This is a genomic window from Pseudomonas sp. PB103 (genome assembly GCF_009764635.1).
Classification (GTDB): Bacteria; Pseudomonadota; Gammaproteobacteria; order Pseudomonadales; family Pseudomonadaceae; genus Aquipseudomonas.
On record NZ_RWIL01000027.1, the window covers coordinates 1 to 14,646 of the forward strand.

A 14,646-nucleotide genomic window follows, 5' to 3' on the forward strand; every position below is an offset into this window, starting at 1 on the left:
GCAGGCTGCGATCTTTTGATCTTGTTTTTTACAATCAAGATCAAAAGATCGCAGCCTGCGGCAGCTCCTACAGCGGTTGAGTTCAGCCAGCAAATTTATCCGGCTGCACCGATGCCTGTTGTTGTGCGAATCCGTCCTTCAAGCCTGCGCTTCAAGCCTCGCGACTCAATCAACAGCTTCGAGCCCTTCGCCGCATTCGCCCGGCCCCACTCCTCCAGCAACTCCAGACACGAATGGTCGATGTAGCTCAGGTTATTGAGCGGCACATGCACCGTCGTGCCCTGCGGAATACTGGCCAGCACCTGAGTCAACGCCGGCACCTTGAGGAAGGTCGCCGCACCGACCAGACGCAACTCCATTTCGCCTTCCTGCGGTAGATCGATCAGGCTGATCTTCAACCGCGAAGCCTTGAACGCCAGTTTCAGCAGGGTCATACCGAAACCGATCAGCACACCGGTCAGCAGGTCTGTGAAGATGATCGCCAGCGCCGTCGCCGCGTAAGTGAACATCGGCATCCGTCCATAACGACCCAGACCACGAAACGCCTTGAGGTCGACCAGTTTGAAACCGGTATACACCAGCACGCCCGCCAGACTCGCCACCGGAATGCTTTGCAGCACGCTCGACAGCAACAGCACGAACGCCAGCAGCCACAGGCCATGGAAGATCGTCGAGTACCGCGTGGTCGCGCCGGCCTGAACGTTGGCCGAACTGCGCACGATGACCCCGGTCATCGGCAGCGCGCCGACCAGGCCGCAGAGCATATTGCCGATACCTTGCGCCGACAGCTCACGGTCAAAGTCCGAGCGCACACCGTTGTGCATACGATCCACCGCGGCGGCAGACAACAGGGTTTCCGCACTGGCGATAAACGCCACGGCGAACGCGGCGATCAACAGCGTCGGGTCAGCCAGGCTGAGCAGATCTGCAGGCCTGAGCCAATCAATCGCTTCCGCCAGGTTCGCCGGCACTTCAACGCGTTTCACCTGCAGGGCCAGCAACAGACTCGCCCCCGTCGCCAGCCCGACACCGAGCAATGCCCCGGGCACGAAGCGCAGCGAATGCGGGCGAAACTTCTCCCACAACCACATCACCGCAATCGTCGACAGCCCGAGCAACCCGGCCTGCCAGCCGAACGACGGCAGCGCTTGCGCCACGGCTGCCGGGAACGCCGTGAGGTTATCCAGCCCTGAAGGTTTCGGTGACGCATCGAGCATCACGTGCACCTGTGACAGCACGATCAACACACCAATCCCCGCCAGCATCCCATAGACCACCGCTGGCGCCGTGACCCGAAACCAGCAACCGAGCTTCAAGCGCCCGGCCACCAGTTGCAGAAAACCGGCGAGCAGCAGAATCGGCCCGAGCATCTCGATGCCGTGCTGGCGCACCAGTTCAAAGACCAACACCGCCAGACCCGCCGCTGGCCCACTGACCTGCAACGGCGAACCCGCCAGCCAACCGACCACCAGACCACCGATGATGCCGGTGATCAGACCCTTGGCCGGCGGCAACCCTGAGGCAATCGCAATGCCCATGCACAGCGGCAGGGCGACCAGAAACACAACCACTGAAGCGAGCAGCTCCCGTGGCAACACCGCTTTCAATTGAGCCGCACGCATGGCGATTCTCCCGAAGTTTTCTTCAGGCATGGCAAGGCCGGGTCGCTGAATCAGCGACCGGCGTCAAACCACACAGATGTTTAGGAGGATTTAGAAGCGCGCTTTGGGCGTCGCCACCGGAATCGGATGGCTGCCATCGAGCGGCAGGAAGCGTCCCTGATCCGCGTCGTAAGCTTTGATTTCGCTGGTTTCGATGTTGTAGACCCAGCCATGGATGAACAGATGACCGTTCGCCATGCGCGAGGCTACCGAAGGATGGGTACGCAAGTGCTGCAACTGGGCGATGACGTTTTCCTCGGTGAGGATCGGCATGCTTTCTTTTTCGTCGGCGCAGTGACAGTTGTCATGCACCATGGTTTTCGCGACTTCGGCGTGGCGCAGCCAGGCTTTGACCGTCGGCATTTTTTCCAGGCTGTCCGGGTTGAGCACCGCACGCATGGCGCCGCAATCGGAGTGGCCGCAGATGATGATGTGCTGCACGCCGAGGGCCAGTACCGCGTATTCGATCGCGGTGGACACGCCGCCGTTCATCTGGCCGTAAGGCGGGACAACGTTGCCGACGTTACGGGTCACGAACAGGTCGCCAGGCGAGCTTTGGGTGATCAGCTCGGGGACGATGCGCGAGTCGGCGCAGGTGATGAACATCGCTTTTGGCGACTGGGCCGTGGCGAGTTTCTTGAAGAGTTCTTCCTGCTGCGGAAAAACCTCATGATGAAAATGCAAAAAGCCATCTACGATCTGGCGCAGCGCTGCATCGGCGGATTCCGCTTCTGGGGTTTGCGCCGACGCAGCCAGCGGCTGTTTATCCTTATCACTCATGATTCATCCTCTTTGACGGATTCAGGGAATCTTCCCCGGTATTCCGGTATGAAGCCAGTGGCTGTTTAAACTATCCCGGTCATCCCGACCGGTCAGTCACTCGATGAACAAGGTAGCCGCCGAAACTTAACTCAAACTGAATCAAACGCTCTAGAACGTGTGTTCCAGGTCACAAAAAACGTGACTGGCGACTTTCGACGGAAGGATTCCAACCCCTCAACCCAGAGCTAATTGTCGCTAAATCAACGACATCTGGCGACCCGGCGGACAGAAGGCTGTGCAATCGAGGTTGTAGCCTTCGCGATGATTCAGACCAAGACGTTTAATCGCCTTCGAAAACCGCTGAGCCAACAGATCGGCAAACACTCCTTCGCCGCGCATGCGTGCGCCAAAACGACTGTCGTACAGCTCGCCGCCACGGCTCTGACGGATCAGGCTCAAGACATGCGCCGCCCGTTGCGGATAGTGCGCCTGCAGCCATTCTTCGAACAGCGGCGCCACCTCCAGCGGTAGACGCAACATCATGTAGGCGGCACTTTGCGCGCCGGCGGCGTGGGCCTCGTTGAGCAGGTTTTCGATCTCGCTGTCGTTGATCATCGGAATCATCGGCGAACACAGCACACCGACCGGAATCCCTGCTTCGCGCATCACCCGAATAGCGCGCAATCGCGCCTTCGGCGCCGCCGCGCGCGGTTCCAGAATGCGTTTGAGTTCATCGTCCAGCGTGGTCAGGCTGATCATCACCGCTACCAGCCGCTGCTGCGCCAGCTCGGTGAGCAGGTCGAGGTCGCGCAGAATCAGCGAGCCCTTGGTGACGATGGTCACCGGATGCTTGTAGCGCAGCAGCACTTCGAGGATTTGCCGGGTGATTTTGTGTTCGCGCTCGATCGGCTGATACGGATCGGTGTTAGAGCCGAGATTGATCGGCGCGCATTGATAACCGCGTTTGCTCAGCTGTTCTTCCAGTACCTGAGCGGCGTTGGTCTTGGCGATCAGCCGGGTTTCGAAATCCAGCCCCGGCGACATGTCCCAATAGGCATGGCTGGGCCGCGCGTAGCAATAGATGCAGCCGTGTTCACAGCCGCGGTAGGGATTGATCGAGCGATCGAAGGGCAGATCCGGCGAGGTGTTACGGGTAATGATGGTTTTCGCGGTTTCGATCATCACCTCGGTATTCTGCGTCTCGGGCACTTCCTGATACCAGCCGTCGTCCTCGGCCACCGAACGATTCGGTGCAAAGCGGTTGTGCGGGTTGGTCGCGGTGCCGCGACCGCGAGGTGGCAATGGAGTAGACATGAAAACGCCCCGATACTGTATATGCACACAGTATCGGGGCGTTGCGCATCTGGCTAGTGCCGTCGGGCGACTGGTCAGTTGTGCTGTGTTACCTGACCGAGGTCATCGCTGGAGGTGTGTTTCATATCCTCCTTGCGCAGCGCGGCAACATCAGCAGCCTTCACCGGCGCACCCTTGTTGCCCCAACTGCCACGAATAAAACTCACCACGTCCGCGACTTCCTGATCCGACAAGCGCCAGGCGAAACCCGGCATGGTGAAGGTGGAAGGCGCGGTGTGCGTCGCTGGCAGGGTGCCGCCCTTGAGCACGATGTGAATCAGCGAGGTCGGGTCTTCCGATTGCAGCACCGGATTGCCAGCCAAGGCCGGGAACACTCGCGTGTAGCCGTGACCATCGGTGCGGTGACACGCCGCGCAGTTGTCGATGTACACCGAGGCACCGCGTTGGCTGTCGTCGCCGTCCCACAGGGCTTTGGCGGCTTTCTCATCGTACTGATGCGGCTGATCGGCGGGATCATTGGCCGGCAGCGACTTGAGATAGCGGGCGATGGCGGTCAGGTCGGCGTCGGTCATGTATTGCATGCTGTGGGTGACCACATCGCTCATGCCGCCGAACACCGCGCTGCGATCGCTGCGTCCGGTCTTGAGGAATTGCACCAGTTGCTCTTCGCTCCAGCCGCCGAGGCCGTCCTTGTGATCGCCGCGCAGGCTCTTGGCGATCCAGCCTTCCAGCGGCGCACTGCCGGCGAGGAAGTTGCTGCCATCGGCCGCGCTCAAGGATTTTTCCTGCATGGTCAGCGCACGTGGCGTGTGGCAAGCGCCGCAATGGCCGAGGCCCTCAACCAGATACGCGCCACGGTCGATCACCGGGTCGGCACTGGTTGCTTTGTAGTCCTCGACCTTCGGCGCAAACATCCAGCGCCAGCCCATCAGCGGCCAACGCATGCTCAACGGCCACGGAATGTCGCTGGCCTTGTTCTCTTGCGCGACCGGTTCGACGCCATGCATGAAGTACGCGTACAGCGCCTGCATGTCGGTTTGGCTGACACGCGCGTAGGACGGATACGGCATCGCCGGGTACAACGTACTACCGTTTTTGGCGACGCCATGGCGCACGGCCTGATCGAAGTCCTCGAAGCTGTATTCACCGACGCCGGTTTTGTCCGGGGTGATGTTGGTCGAATAGATCGTGCCGATCGGCGTTTCCATCGGCAGACCACCGGCGAACGGCTTGCCGCCCTTGGCCGTATGGCAAGCCACGCAGTCACCGGCGCGGGCGAGGTATTCGCCTTGTTTGATCAAACTTTGATCAACCTCGGCCGCGTGGATTGAGGCACTGCCGAGCAGCGCCAGGGTCGCGATAACGAAATTTTTCATGGTCATCGCTCCTTAAGCCTGAACCAGCGGGCCGGGGTTTTTCAGGTATTGCTCGCGGATCGCCTTCGCCGACCAATAGGTCAGTGCCGCAACCAGCCCGGTCGGGTTGTAGCCCAGGCCTTGCGGGAACGCCGAGGCGCCCGGAACGAAGACGTTATGCACGTCCCAGCTCTGCAGGTAGCGGTTCAGTGCGCTCTTCTTCGGATCGGTGCCCATGATCGCGCCACCGTTAAGGTGGGTGGTCTGGTAGGACGCAGTGTTGAAGTGATCGCCGACTTTCTTGCCGATCACCGCGATGGCTTTCGGGCCCATCGCTTCGGCGACCTTGCCCATTTTCTCGACCATGAAGCGGTTCATCTTGATGTCGTTTTCCTGCCAGTCGAAGGTCATCCGCAGCAGTGGCAAACCATAGGCATCGCGGTACACCGGGTCGAGGTCGAGGTAGTTGCCACGGTAGGACTGATGCGCGCCGTGGGCGTCCATCGACACCTGGTGGGTGTAGTAATCGGCGGTCGCGCGTTTCCAGTCACTGCCCCAGGCCGGGGTGCCCGGCGGGTTCGAGGTGCCGGCAATCGGCCGGCTGCCGGCCTGGTTGACCCACATCGGCGAGCCGCCGACGAAGCCATGCGGGCCGTGGTCGAAGTTGTCGGCGTTGAAATCGTCCAGCGCCACGCCGTTGCCGCCGGCGCCGATGAAGTTGTTGGTGTGGGTGTCCTTGTCGAAGAACGCCTTGATGGTCGCCATGTTCTGGTAGGCGAAGTTGCGCCCGACCACGCCTTCGCCGGTGATCGGGTCGTACGGTTTGCCGATGCCGGAGAGCAGCATCAGCCGCACGTTATGCAACTGAAACGCGCCGAGGATCACCAGATCCGCCGGTTGCTCGATCTCGCGGCCCTGAGCGTCGATGTAGGTGACGCCGGTGGCTTTGCTCTTGGTGCTGTCGAGGTTGATCCGCAGCACGTGGGCGTTGGCGCGCAGCTCGAAATTCGGCAGCGGCTTCAGCGCCGGCAGAATGTTCACGTTCGGCGAAGCCTTGGAGTACATGTAGCAAACATAACCGCTGCAGAAACCGCAGAAGTTGCACGGACCCATCTGCGCGCCGTAAGGGTTGGTGTACGGCCCGGAGGTGTTTGCCGAAGGCAGGTTGTAAGGTTTGTAACCGACCTCTGTAGCCGCTTTGCCGAACAGCTGTGCGGAAACCGTATTCTTCTGCGCTTCCAGCGGGAACGGGTTGGAGCGATCGGGCGCATAAGGGTTGCCGCCCTTGCCCTGACCCACCAGTTGACCTTTCACCGTCCACGCCTGGCCGGAGGTGCCGAAGACTTTTTCGGCGAAATCGAAAAACGGCTCCAGCTCTTCATAGCTGACGCCGAAGTCCTGGATGGTCATGTCCTTGGGGATGAAGCTTTTGCCGTAGCGCTCTTCGTAGTGGCTACGCATGCGCAACTCGATCGGGTCTACCCGAAAATGCACGCCCGACCAGTGCAGGCCGGCGCCACCGACGCCGTTGCCCGGCAGGAACGCGCCCAACTGGCGGTTCGGCAGGGCGATGTCGTTGACACTGTGGCGAATGGTGACGGTCTCTTTGGAGATGTCTTGAAAGAGTTTTTTGCGCACGCTGTAGGTGAGTTCGTCGATCACCTGCGGATAGTTACCGTCGGGGTAGGTGTCCTGCATCGGCCCGCGCTCCAGCGCCAGCACGTTGAGACCGGCTTCGGTCAGTTCCTTGGCCATGATTGCGCCGGTCCAGCCGAAACCGACGATGACTGCGTCAACCTTCTTCATTACCGTTGCCATGCTTACGCCCTCTCGCCGCGAATCGAAACTGCCGGGAAGGGGTATTGCTCGTTGCGTTCCACCCAATCCATGAAATCGGCGCGGGCGCCGGGGAAGCCGATCATGGTCCAGCCGACCATGCCTTTGTTGCCACCGTGGATCGGGTCGCAGAAGAACCCTTCCTTGGTGTTTTGCAGCAGAAGATTGAAGAAAATCTTCGCCGGAACCGCATCGAACTGTGGTTTGCCGGCTTCAAGTTGCTTGAGCAAATCGTCTCGGGTAGCGCTGTCTTGCTCAGCAAATACTTTACCGTTGAGGGATTTTGCCCACTGATCCGTGGCGGCGATGCCGAGGCGATAGATCTCTTTGGGCACCAGTTTGCTCTGCCAGCCCATTTCCGGAGCGGCGTCGGCGTTGAACGGGCCTTGCATGTACCAGAGGGCGCCGGCGGCGTACGGCGTGTTCATCTGACGGTCGATGTATTCCGGCACGCCGGCTTCGAGCGCGCCTGGGCCTTGGGCATCGTTGGGGATCAATTGCGCAACGGCGGCATTGATGAACGCCCATTCTTCGGCGGTGAAGTAATTCGGCTGATACGCGCCGGCGTCTGCGCGAGCGGCTTGCCCGGCCGGTGCAGCAGGCGCGGCTGCGGGCGCCGCTTGCAGCACGCTGCTGCCCAGACCGGTACCGGCCAGGGTGACCACCGGGATCAGGGTCAGGGATTTGCGCAAAAACTCACGCCGCGGGTTGTCTCGACTTTCATCAGACATGGGGTGCACCTCATCAGGCATCAGGGGGTAACCGTTTCTGCGAACGGCTTGAGGATTTTTCGTCGCGACGCGGCCGGATGACCCGGAAAAGGGCGATGCGTCTGCAACATCGTGTGACAAATGGTAGCAGGCTAAGCTTCGGGATGAACCGATTCAGTGGAAAAAAGAGCGGTTTTGTTGGCTGTACGCCATGAAACAGCGCTGATTGACGATTCTTTTACAAAAGGCTCACGGGGCTTTGACCGCCGAACATCGAAGCTGTGGTTCCTCTCACCGATGAATCACGACACGGTCACCAGCATGTCCCAAGTGCGTTTGTTCTCTGCTTTGTGTTTATCGCTTGTAGTGCTGCTGCCCTGGATGCCGGCCCATGCCGCGTCGGCAACGGCTGTTCGTCCGACTGAATGGGCGCAGCCGGTCGAGGCGCAATACAACTTGTTCCAGATGTCGCCAACGCTCTATCGCAGCGCATTACCCGATGGCGGCGCGGTGCCGCTGCTGAAAAATCTCAAGGTCGCCACGGTGATCAACTTCCTCCCGGAAGCGGACAGCAACTGGCTGTCGGAGCCGGGCATCAATCAAGTACAACTGCCGTATCGCACCAACCACGTCGACGACGCCGATGTCCTGAAAGCCCTGCGCGCCATTCAGGCTGCTGAAGCCAACGGCCCGGTGCTGATGCATTGCAAACACGGCTCCGACCGCACGGGCCTGATGGCCGCCATGTACCGCGTGGTGGTGCAAGGCTGGAGCAAAGAAGACGCCTTGAGCGAAATGACCCAAGGCGGATTCGGCGAGAGCGGGCACTTTCGCGACAGCGTGCGCTACGTGATGCAGGCTGATGTCGACAAACTGCGCACGGCGCTGGCCAATGGTGATTGCAGCACCAGCGCATTCGCTACCTGCTCGATGAAGAGCTGGTTGCAGTCGGTGAATCTCAAGTAAGCGCAGGGTTCAATTCGCCTTCGACTGCCGTGGGTTCAAGGCTGACGGGCTGACCGAGGAACATTTCCATGGCGCTCAGTAGCGAAGACGAATCGCCGGATAAAAACGCTTCACGAAACGCCCGCCCGGTGTGCGGGTTGAACACGCCATCGTGCTGAAAACGTTTGAACGCCTCAGTCGCCAGCACACCTGACCATTTGTAGGCGTACACCGAGGCTTCGTAGCCGGTGGCCAGATAATCAAAGCTGTTGGCGAACCGGCAATAGTCCGGCATTTGTAGCGTGGGAAATTCGCGCTGCACCGCCTCGAACACCTGCGCAATACTGCGACCGTCGCCGTGGCTTTGGTGCAATTCAAAATCCAGTAACGCCCCCATCAGCAACATCGCCGTGGCCCTGCTGGTCTGTGCCTCAAGCGCGGTCAGTGCGGTGTTGACCCGCTCTGCGGTCAGACGCTCCCCCGTTTGATGGTGAGCTGCCAGCCACAAGAGAAACTCCTGCGACAAACACCATTGCTCAAACAACTGCCCGGTGAATTCGGCGGTATCGCGGCCGAATTGTGAAATGCCTGACAAATTGAAGTGCGGCGAGCGCGTCAGCACCTGTTGCAGGCAATGCCCGAATTCATGGAGCAGCACCCGCAGATCGTGATGCGAAAGCAGGCACGGGTGCTCAGCCGTCGGGGCGGTGAAATTGCTCGACAGCACGGCTATCGGCGTCGCCAAGCGCCCTTCGGCATTGATTCGCCGATTACGCACGGTGCCTGTCCAGGCATAGTCGGGCGCATTCTCAGCCGCGTACGGATCCAGATAGATGTGCCCGATCACCTGGTCGTGCTCACTGACCTCGAACAGGCGCACCTGCTCATGCCAGCGATCAAACGTGAGTTGCTCGCGAATCGCGATACCGAACAGGTGTTCGCTGAACCGGCATAACCCGCGCAACGTGCTTTCCAGCGGGAAGTACTGGCGTAAGCCCTGCAGGGCGCCGTCCAGTTGCTGCACACGTAGTTGCTCGGCGAGAAAATCCGCATCCCACGCCTGAATCGTCCCGAAGCCCTGCTGATCGGCGAACGTTCGCAGCGTTTGCGCCTCCTGCTCCAGCAAAGGTTTCGCCAGCGCTACCTGCTGGCGCAGAAAGGCGCTGACCTGAGTGGTGTTGGTGATCACCCGGTTATCGAGGCGCAACTCGGCGAAATTGTTGAAGCCCAGCACTTGGGCTTTCTCGTGACGCAACGCCAGCAGCAAGCTCAACACCGGCTCGTTATCGAACTGATCCGCCTGCGGGCCCTGATCGGAGGCGCGGGTGCTCCAGGCAATGAAGTATTCCTCGCGCAAGGCACGGTCGCGAGCGTAGGTCATGATTTGCTGGCAGGTATTTTGATCCAGCGTGAGCAACCAGCCATCGAGCCCGGCTTGCCTGGCCTTGAGCGCCAGTTGCGCCTGACTGTGCGGGCTGAGACCGGCGAGCAACGTGACATCGGTGATGTGCTTGATCCACGCGGCATTGGCGAGTTCGATCTGGCTTGAAAACAGTTGTTCGAGCAGGCCGATAAGGCGATTCAAACGTGCCAGCTTCTCCTGTGGTGCCGCAGGTAACTCCACCCCGGACAAGCGAAAGCGGCGCAGGATTTTCGCCAGTGAGGCTTTGCGCGAAGCATCGAAATGGCTGGCAACCGCACTGTTTTCCAAGCGTTGAAACGTACGGAACAACGGCACGCTCGCCAACTTGTCAGTCCGGTACTGCCCGGCGATCTGGCTGCACTGTGCGCTGGCTTTTTCCCACGCGCTATCAGCGGATTTCCCAATCGAAAGGTATTCGATCACCGCCATGGTTTCCGCCAATCTGGCATCGGCTTCATCAACGGCAAGGATCACATCATCCCAGTTCGGCTGTTCGGTCTGGCTGGCGATTACTTGCTCAATGATTTGCTGGTTATTGGTCACGATCGCGGTAATCGCGGGCAGCAGATGTTCGCCACGCACGGTCGACCACGGAGGCAGCGTCCAGCGTTGTAACAGCGGATTGGAATCAGGCATGACGTCTTCCTTGAAGGATGGCTGAAAGAGCCAGCCTAATCAGGAAGCGCAGGGGAAGGGTGGTACATAGTTACCACCTTTCACCGAAAAATCGGTGAAAGGTGGGTTAGCCGTCAGTGTTGCTCGTCAGGCTTTTTCTTCAGCTTCGGGTTGGGGAAAAACTGTACGGCTTGAACGGTTTTGTCCGGCGCAGGTTTGCTGATAGCGCTGGTGTTGACCCGCGTGCCCAGTTCTTTCGGCACCGACAGCCCTTGCTCGTTGAGCGTGTCGGAGTAACCGCAAGCCACACATTCTCGGTGCGGCACGCTGTCTTCGTTCCACATCATCAACTTGTCCGGCTCGCTGCACGCCGGACAGACCGCCCCGGCGATAAAGCGTTTCTTGGTAATCACAGGCCCGTCACTCATGCTGCCGCGTCCTCACTCAGGCCGCTGTGGCGCAACAGTGCGTCAATCGACGGCTCACGGCCACGGAAGTCGACGAACAGCACCTTCGGTGCCTGCGAACCGCCGCGCGCCAGAATCGCTTCGCGGAAGGCGCGACCGGTTTCTGCGTTAAGCACGCCGTCTTCTTCGAATTTCGAGAAGGCATCGGCCGACAACACTTCAGCCCACTTGTAGCTGTAGTAACCCGCCGCATAACCGCCGGCGAAGATGTGCGCGAAGCTGTTCGGGAAGCGGTTGTAGGCTGGCGGACGCATCACCGACACCTCGTCACGCACGCCTTCGAGCACCTGCGCGGCAGTGCGGCCGTCACCGTGGGTGGCGTGCAGTTCGAAGTCGAACAGCGAGAATTCCAGCTGACGGACCATCATCAGGCCGGACTGGAAGTTCTTCGCTGCGAGCATTTTTTCCAGCAGGTCCTGTGGCAGTGGTTCGCCGCTTTCGTAGTGAGCGGAAATCAGCGCTAAGCCTTCCGGCTCCCAGCACCAGTTTTCCATGAACTGACTTGGCAGCTCGACCGCGTCCCACGCCACGCCGTTGATCCCGGAAACACCGGCGTGATCAACGCGGGTCAACAGGTGGTGCAGGCCATGGCCGAATTCGTGGAACAACGTGGTCACTTCATCGTGGGTCAGCAGCGCAGGTTTGCCGCTGTCGGCCGGGGTGAAGTTGCACACCAGATTGGCCACCGGGCTTTGCAGCACACCGTCAATGGTGCGACGACGATCGCGGGCACCGTCCATCCACGCACCGCCACGCTTGTTGGCGCGGGCGTAGAGGTCGAAGAAGAAGCGGCCGACATGCTGGCCGTTTTCCTTGATTTCGAACAGGCGAACATCCGGGTGCCAGGTGTCGAAGCCTTTCTGTTCGGCGATTTCGATGCCGTACAGACGCTGAACGATGGCGAACAATCCGCCCAGCACTTTATCGATCGGGAAGTAGGCGCGCAGGGTTTCCTGAGCGACGCTGTAGCGTTGTTCGCGAAGTTTTTCGCCGTAGAAACCGCTGTCCCAGCTTTGCAGATCGGCGCAGCCCTGTTCGGCGGCGTAAGCGCGCAGCTGTTGCAGATCCTGCGCGGCGAACGGTTTGCTACGCTTGGCCAGATCGCGCAGGAAGCTCAGTACCTGATCGCTGGATTCAGCCATTTTCGTGGCCAGGCTCAGTTCGGAGAAGCTGGCGAAACCCAGCAGCCTGGCCAGTTCCTGACGCAGGTCGAGGATCTCTTCCATCACCGGGCCGTTGTCGTTCTGGCCGGCGTTCGGGCCTTGATCCGAGGCGCGGGTGCAGTAGGCGGCATAGACTTCTTCACGCAACGCACGGTCTTGCGCGTAGGTCATCACCGCGTAGTAGCTCGGGAATTCCAGGGTGATCAGCCAGCCATCGAGGCCTTTGGCCTGAGCGGCGGCGGCCATTTGCGCCTTGGCCGAATCGGTCAGGCCGGCGAGGGCGGCTTCGTCGCTGACGTGCTTGGTCCACGCCTGAGTGGCGTCGAGCAGTTGATTGGAAAAGCGGCTGCCCAGCTCGGACAGTTTGCTTTGCACTTCGGCGTAGCGTTTCTGTTCGGCTTCCGGCAGGTCAATACCCGACAGACGGAAGTCACGCAGGGCGTGTTCCAGAATAGTCTTTTGCGCCACGTCGAAACCGGCGGCTTCCGGGCTGTTGGCCAGCGCTTCATAGGCCTGGAACAGCTCGCGGTTCTGGCCCATCTCGGTGGAGTAGGCGCTCAGGGCTGGCAGGCACGATTCGTAGGCTTCACGCAGTTCGGCGCTGTTGCACACGGCGTTAAGGTGGCTGACCGGGCTCCACGCAGCGCCCAGGCGATCATTGAGTTCGTCCATCGCCAGTACCAGGCCGGCCCAGGTCGGGTTCTGCACCTGAGTCTTGAGGATTTCGGCAATGGCGGCGCGGTTGTCGGCCAGGATCGTTTCGATGGCGGGCAGGACGTGTTCGGCACGGATCGTGGAGAACGGTGGCAGGTCGTAGGACTGCAGCAGAGGGTTGTTCACGCTCACGGTTGGCACCTTGGCTGGGGAAACATTGCCCCATCTTAATTACAATCGGCATTCACCGCAGCTATCGGCGACAGAGAGAGAAATTATCGTGTCCGTTCGCAAGTACCAGAATCACACCCCCAGCCTGAGCAAAGGCGCATTTGTCGACAGCTCGGCGGTGGTGATCGGCGACGTCGAAATCGGCGCAGACAGCTCGGTCTGGCCGCTGACCGTGATCCGTGGCGACATGCACCGCATCCGCATCGGTGCGCGCACCAGCGTGCAGGACGGCTGCGTGTTGCACATCACCCACGCCGGCCCGTTCAACCCCGACGGCTTCCCGCTGCTGATCGGCGACGACGTGACCATCGCCCACAAAGTCATGCTGCATGGCTGCAGCGTCGGCAGCCGCGTGCTGATCGGCATGGGCAGCATCGTCATGGACGGCGCGGTGGTTGAAGACGACGTGATCATCGGCGCCGGCAGCCTGGTGCCGCCGGGCAAGCGCCTGGAAAGCGGCTTCCTCTACGTGGGTAGCCCGGTGAAACAGGTCCGCCCGTTGAGCGACAAGGAACGCGCCTTCTTCACCTACAGCGCCGCCAATTACGTAAAGCTCAAGGACCTGCATCTGGCCGAAGGCTACGACACACTCTGAATTGAATTGGCGACTGCCCAGGAATTCCCATGCATTACCAAACCGTACTGTTCGACCTCGATGGCACCCTCACCGACCCGCGTGAAGGCATCACCCGTTCCATTCAGTTTGCCTTGGCCAAGCTCGGCATCGATGAGCCGGATCTGACCAAGCTCGAACACTTCATCGGCCCGCCGCTGTTGCAGGCGTTCATGCAGTTCTATGACTTTGATGAGGCCAAGGCGTGGGAGGCGGTGAATTTCTATCGCGAGCGTTTCAAGGTCACTGGCCTGTACGAGAACCGTGTGTTTGATGGCGTCACACCGTTGCTGGAAACCCTCGGTGGCCAAGGTCGGCAGTTGTATATCGCGACGTCGAAACCGTGGATATTCGCCCGCGAGATCGCCCGGCATTTCGATTTTGCCCGACACTTCAAGGTCATTTACGGCAGCGAACTGGATGGCACACGCACCAACAAGGTCGAGCTGATTGCGCACCTGATGAAGGAAGAGGGGCTGGATCCGACGAATACGCTGATGATCGGCGACCGCAAACACGACTTGATCGGTGCGCGCAGCAATGGCCTGGATGCGGCGGCGGTCGGTTATGGATTTGGCAGTTTTGAAGAGCTGAATGCTGAAGCGCCGGCTTATCACTTTGAAACGCTGGATGAGATGCATCAGGCCTTTCTGCGGCGCTGATCAGTAAGCTATCGCTGGCAAGCCAGCTCCCACAGGTGAGCGATGTGCTCAGGCTCAGCGCTGTTCCTGTGGGAATTGCATCAGGCATTTCTGAGGCGCTGATCAGTGAGCTATCGCTGGCAAGCCAGCTCCCACAGGTGAGCGATGTGCTCAGGCTCAGCGCTGTCCCTGTGGGAGTTGCATCAGGCCTTTCTGCGGCGCTGATCAGTAAGCTATCGCTGGCAAGCCAGCTCCC

Annotated in this window: 13 protein-coding genes; 4 read left to right on the forward strand and 9 right to left on the reverse strand. The window is 60.2% G+C overall.

Going from position 1 to position 14,646, the window contains the following annotated elements:
- Positions 1 to 95: 95 nt before the first annotated feature.
- The 6 genes from EJA70_RS05435 to EJA70_RS05460 all read right to left on the reverse strand — a co-directional run bounded on the left by EJA70_RS05435 (position 96) and on the right by EJA70_RS05460 (position 7,659).
- Positions 96 to 1,622, reverse strand: coding sequence for a SulP family inorganic anion transporter (locus EJA70_RS05435; RefSeq protein ID WP_158830070.1), 1,527 nt, complete (start codon positions 1,620 to 1,622; stop codon positions 96 to 98).
- Between the two features lie 90 nt (positions 1,623 to 1,712).
- A complete protein-coding gene (locus tag EJA70_RS05440; protein ID WP_008081186.1) occupies positions 1,713 to 2,441 on the reverse strand; it encodes a carbonic anhydrase in 729 nt (242 codons plus the stop codon).
- A gap of 237 nt (positions 2,442 to 2,678) precedes the next feature.
- Positions 2,679 to 3,737: a PA0069 family radical SAM protein gene (locus EJA70_RS05445; protein ID WP_158830071.1), complete on the reverse strand. Its 1,059-nt coding sequence runs from the start codon at positions 3,735 to 3,737 to the stop codon at positions 2,679 to 2,681.
- A gap of 74 nt (positions 3,738 to 3,811) precedes the next feature.
- Positions 3,812 to 5,113 carry a cytochrome c gene (locus EJA70_RS05450; protein WP_158830072.1) on the reverse strand — a complete coding sequence of 434 codons (1,302 nt, stop codon included), beginning with the start codon at positions 5,111 to 5,113 and terminating at the stop codon, positions 3,812 to 3,814.
- Positions 5,114 to 5,125: 12 nt separating this feature from the next.
- Entirely contained in the window at positions 5,126 to 6,910 is a 1,785-nt protein-coding gene (locus tag EJA70_RS05455; RefSeq protein WP_108224866.1) for a GMC family oxidoreductase, read from the reverse strand.
- A gap of 2 nt (positions 6,911 to 6,912) precedes the next feature.
- A complete protein-coding gene (locus EJA70_RS05460) occupies positions 6,913 to 7,659 on the reverse strand; it encodes a gluconate 2-dehydrogenase subunit 3 family protein (protein WP_158830073.1) in 747 nt (248 codons plus the stop codon).
- 300 nt (positions 7,660 to 7,959) lie between these two features.
- On the opposite strand from EJA70_RS05460, the gene EJA70_RS05465 reads away from it, so the two are divergent.
- Positions 7,960 to 8,604, forward strand: coding sequence for a dual specificity protein phosphatase family protein (locus tag EJA70_RS05465; RefSeq protein ID WP_045123121.1), 645 nt, complete (start codon positions 7,960 to 7,962; stop codon positions 8,602 to 8,604).
- Here EJA70_RS05465 and EJA70_RS05470 read toward each other — a convergent pair.
- From EJA70_RS05470 to prlC, 3 genes are all read right to left on the reverse strand, one after another.
- Positions 8,597 to 10,642 carry a M3 family metallopeptidase gene (locus EJA70_RS05470; RefSeq protein WP_158830074.1) on the reverse strand — a complete coding sequence of 682 codons (2,046 nt, stop codon included), beginning with the start codon at positions 10,640 to 10,642 and terminating at the stop codon, positions 8,597 to 8,599. The two genes, EJA70_RS05465 and EJA70_RS05470, sit on opposite strands and share 8 nt — an antisense overlap.
- A gap of 113 nt (positions 10,643 to 10,755) precedes the next feature.
- Entirely contained in the window at positions 10,756 to 11,049 is a 294-nt protein-coding gene (locus EJA70_RS05475) for a YheV family putative zinc ribbon protein (RefSeq protein ID WP_158830075.1), read from the reverse strand.
- The gene (gene prlC / locus EJA70_RS05480) at positions 11,046 to 13,097 is read right to left on the reverse strand and encodes an oligopeptidase A (RefSeq protein WP_158830076.1); all 2,052 of its coding nucleotides are present in this window, start codon (positions 13,095 to 13,097) and stop codon (positions 11,046 to 11,048) included. The genes EJA70_RS05475 and prlC overlap by 4 nt, the downstream gene beginning before the upstream one ends.
- A gap of 88 nt (positions 13,098 to 13,185) precedes the next feature.
- Here prlC and EJA70_RS05485 point away from each other — a divergent pair, with 88 nt between their 5' ends.
- From EJA70_RS05485 to EJA70_RS30910, 3 genes are all read left to right on the forward strand, one after another.
- Positions 13,186 to 13,731, forward strand: coding sequence for a gamma carbonic anhydrase family protein (locus EJA70_RS05485; RefSeq protein WP_158830077.1), 546 nt, complete (start codon positions 13,186 to 13,188; stop codon positions 13,729 to 13,731).
- A gap of 29 nt (positions 13,732 to 13,760) precedes the next feature.
- Positions 13,761 to 14,411: an HAD family hydrolase gene (locus tag EJA70_RS05490; protein WP_158830078.1), complete on the forward strand. Its 651-nt coding sequence runs from the start codon at positions 13,761 to 13,763 to the stop codon at positions 14,409 to 14,411.
- Between the two features lie 44 nt (positions 14,412 to 14,455).
- Positions 14,456 to 14,646 (forward strand): hypothetical protein (locus tag EJA70_RS30910; protein WP_218574203.1); only part of this gene is annotated, 191 nt, incomplete at its 3' end.

What these genes read in the sequence shown, in the direction of transcription:
- EJA70_RS05465 (WP_045123121.1), top strand. Translation starts at nt 7,960, where the DNA reads ATGTCCCAAGTGCGTTTGTTCTCTGCTTTGTGTTTATCGCTTGTAGTG.
- EJA70_RS05450 (WP_158830072.1), bottom strand. Translation starts at nt 5,113, where the DNA reads ATGAAAAATTTCGTTATCGCGACCCTGGCGCTGCTCGGCAGTGCCTCA.
- EJA70_RS05445 (WP_158830071.1), bottom strand. Translation starts at nt 3,737, where the DNA reads ATGTCTACTCCATTGCCACCTCGCGGTCGCGGCACCGCGACCAACCCG.
- EJA70_RS05455 (WP_108224866.1), bottom strand. Translation starts at nt 6,910, where the DNA reads ATGGCAACGGTAATGAAGAAGGTTGACGCAGTCATCGTCGGTTTCGGC.
- EJA70_RS05435 (WP_158830070.1), bottom strand. Translation starts at nt 1,622, where the DNA reads ATGCGTGCGGCTCAATTGAAAGCGGTGTTGCCACGGGAGCTGCTCGCT.
- EJA70_RS05440 (WP_008081186.1), bottom strand. Translation starts at nt 2,441, where the DNA reads ATGAGTGATAAGGATAAACAGCCGCTGGCTGCGTCGGCGCAAACCCCA.
- EJA70_RS05490 (WP_158830078.1), top strand. Translation starts at nt 13,761, where the DNA reads ATGCATTACCAAACCGTACTGTTCGACCTCGATGGCACCCTCACCGAC.
- EJA70_RS05475 (WP_158830075.1), bottom strand. Translation starts at nt 11,049, where the DNA reads ATGAGTGACGGGCCTGTGATTACCAAGAAACGCTTTATCGCCGGGGCG.
- EJA70_RS05460 (WP_158830073.1), bottom strand. Translation starts at nt 7,659, where the DNA reads ATGTCTGATGAAAGTCGAGACAACCCGCGGCGTGAGTTTTTGCGCAAA.
- EJA70_RS05470 (WP_158830074.1), bottom strand. Translation starts at nt 10,642, where the DNA reads ATGCCTGATTCCAATCCGCTGTTACAACGCTGGACGCTGCCTCCGTGG.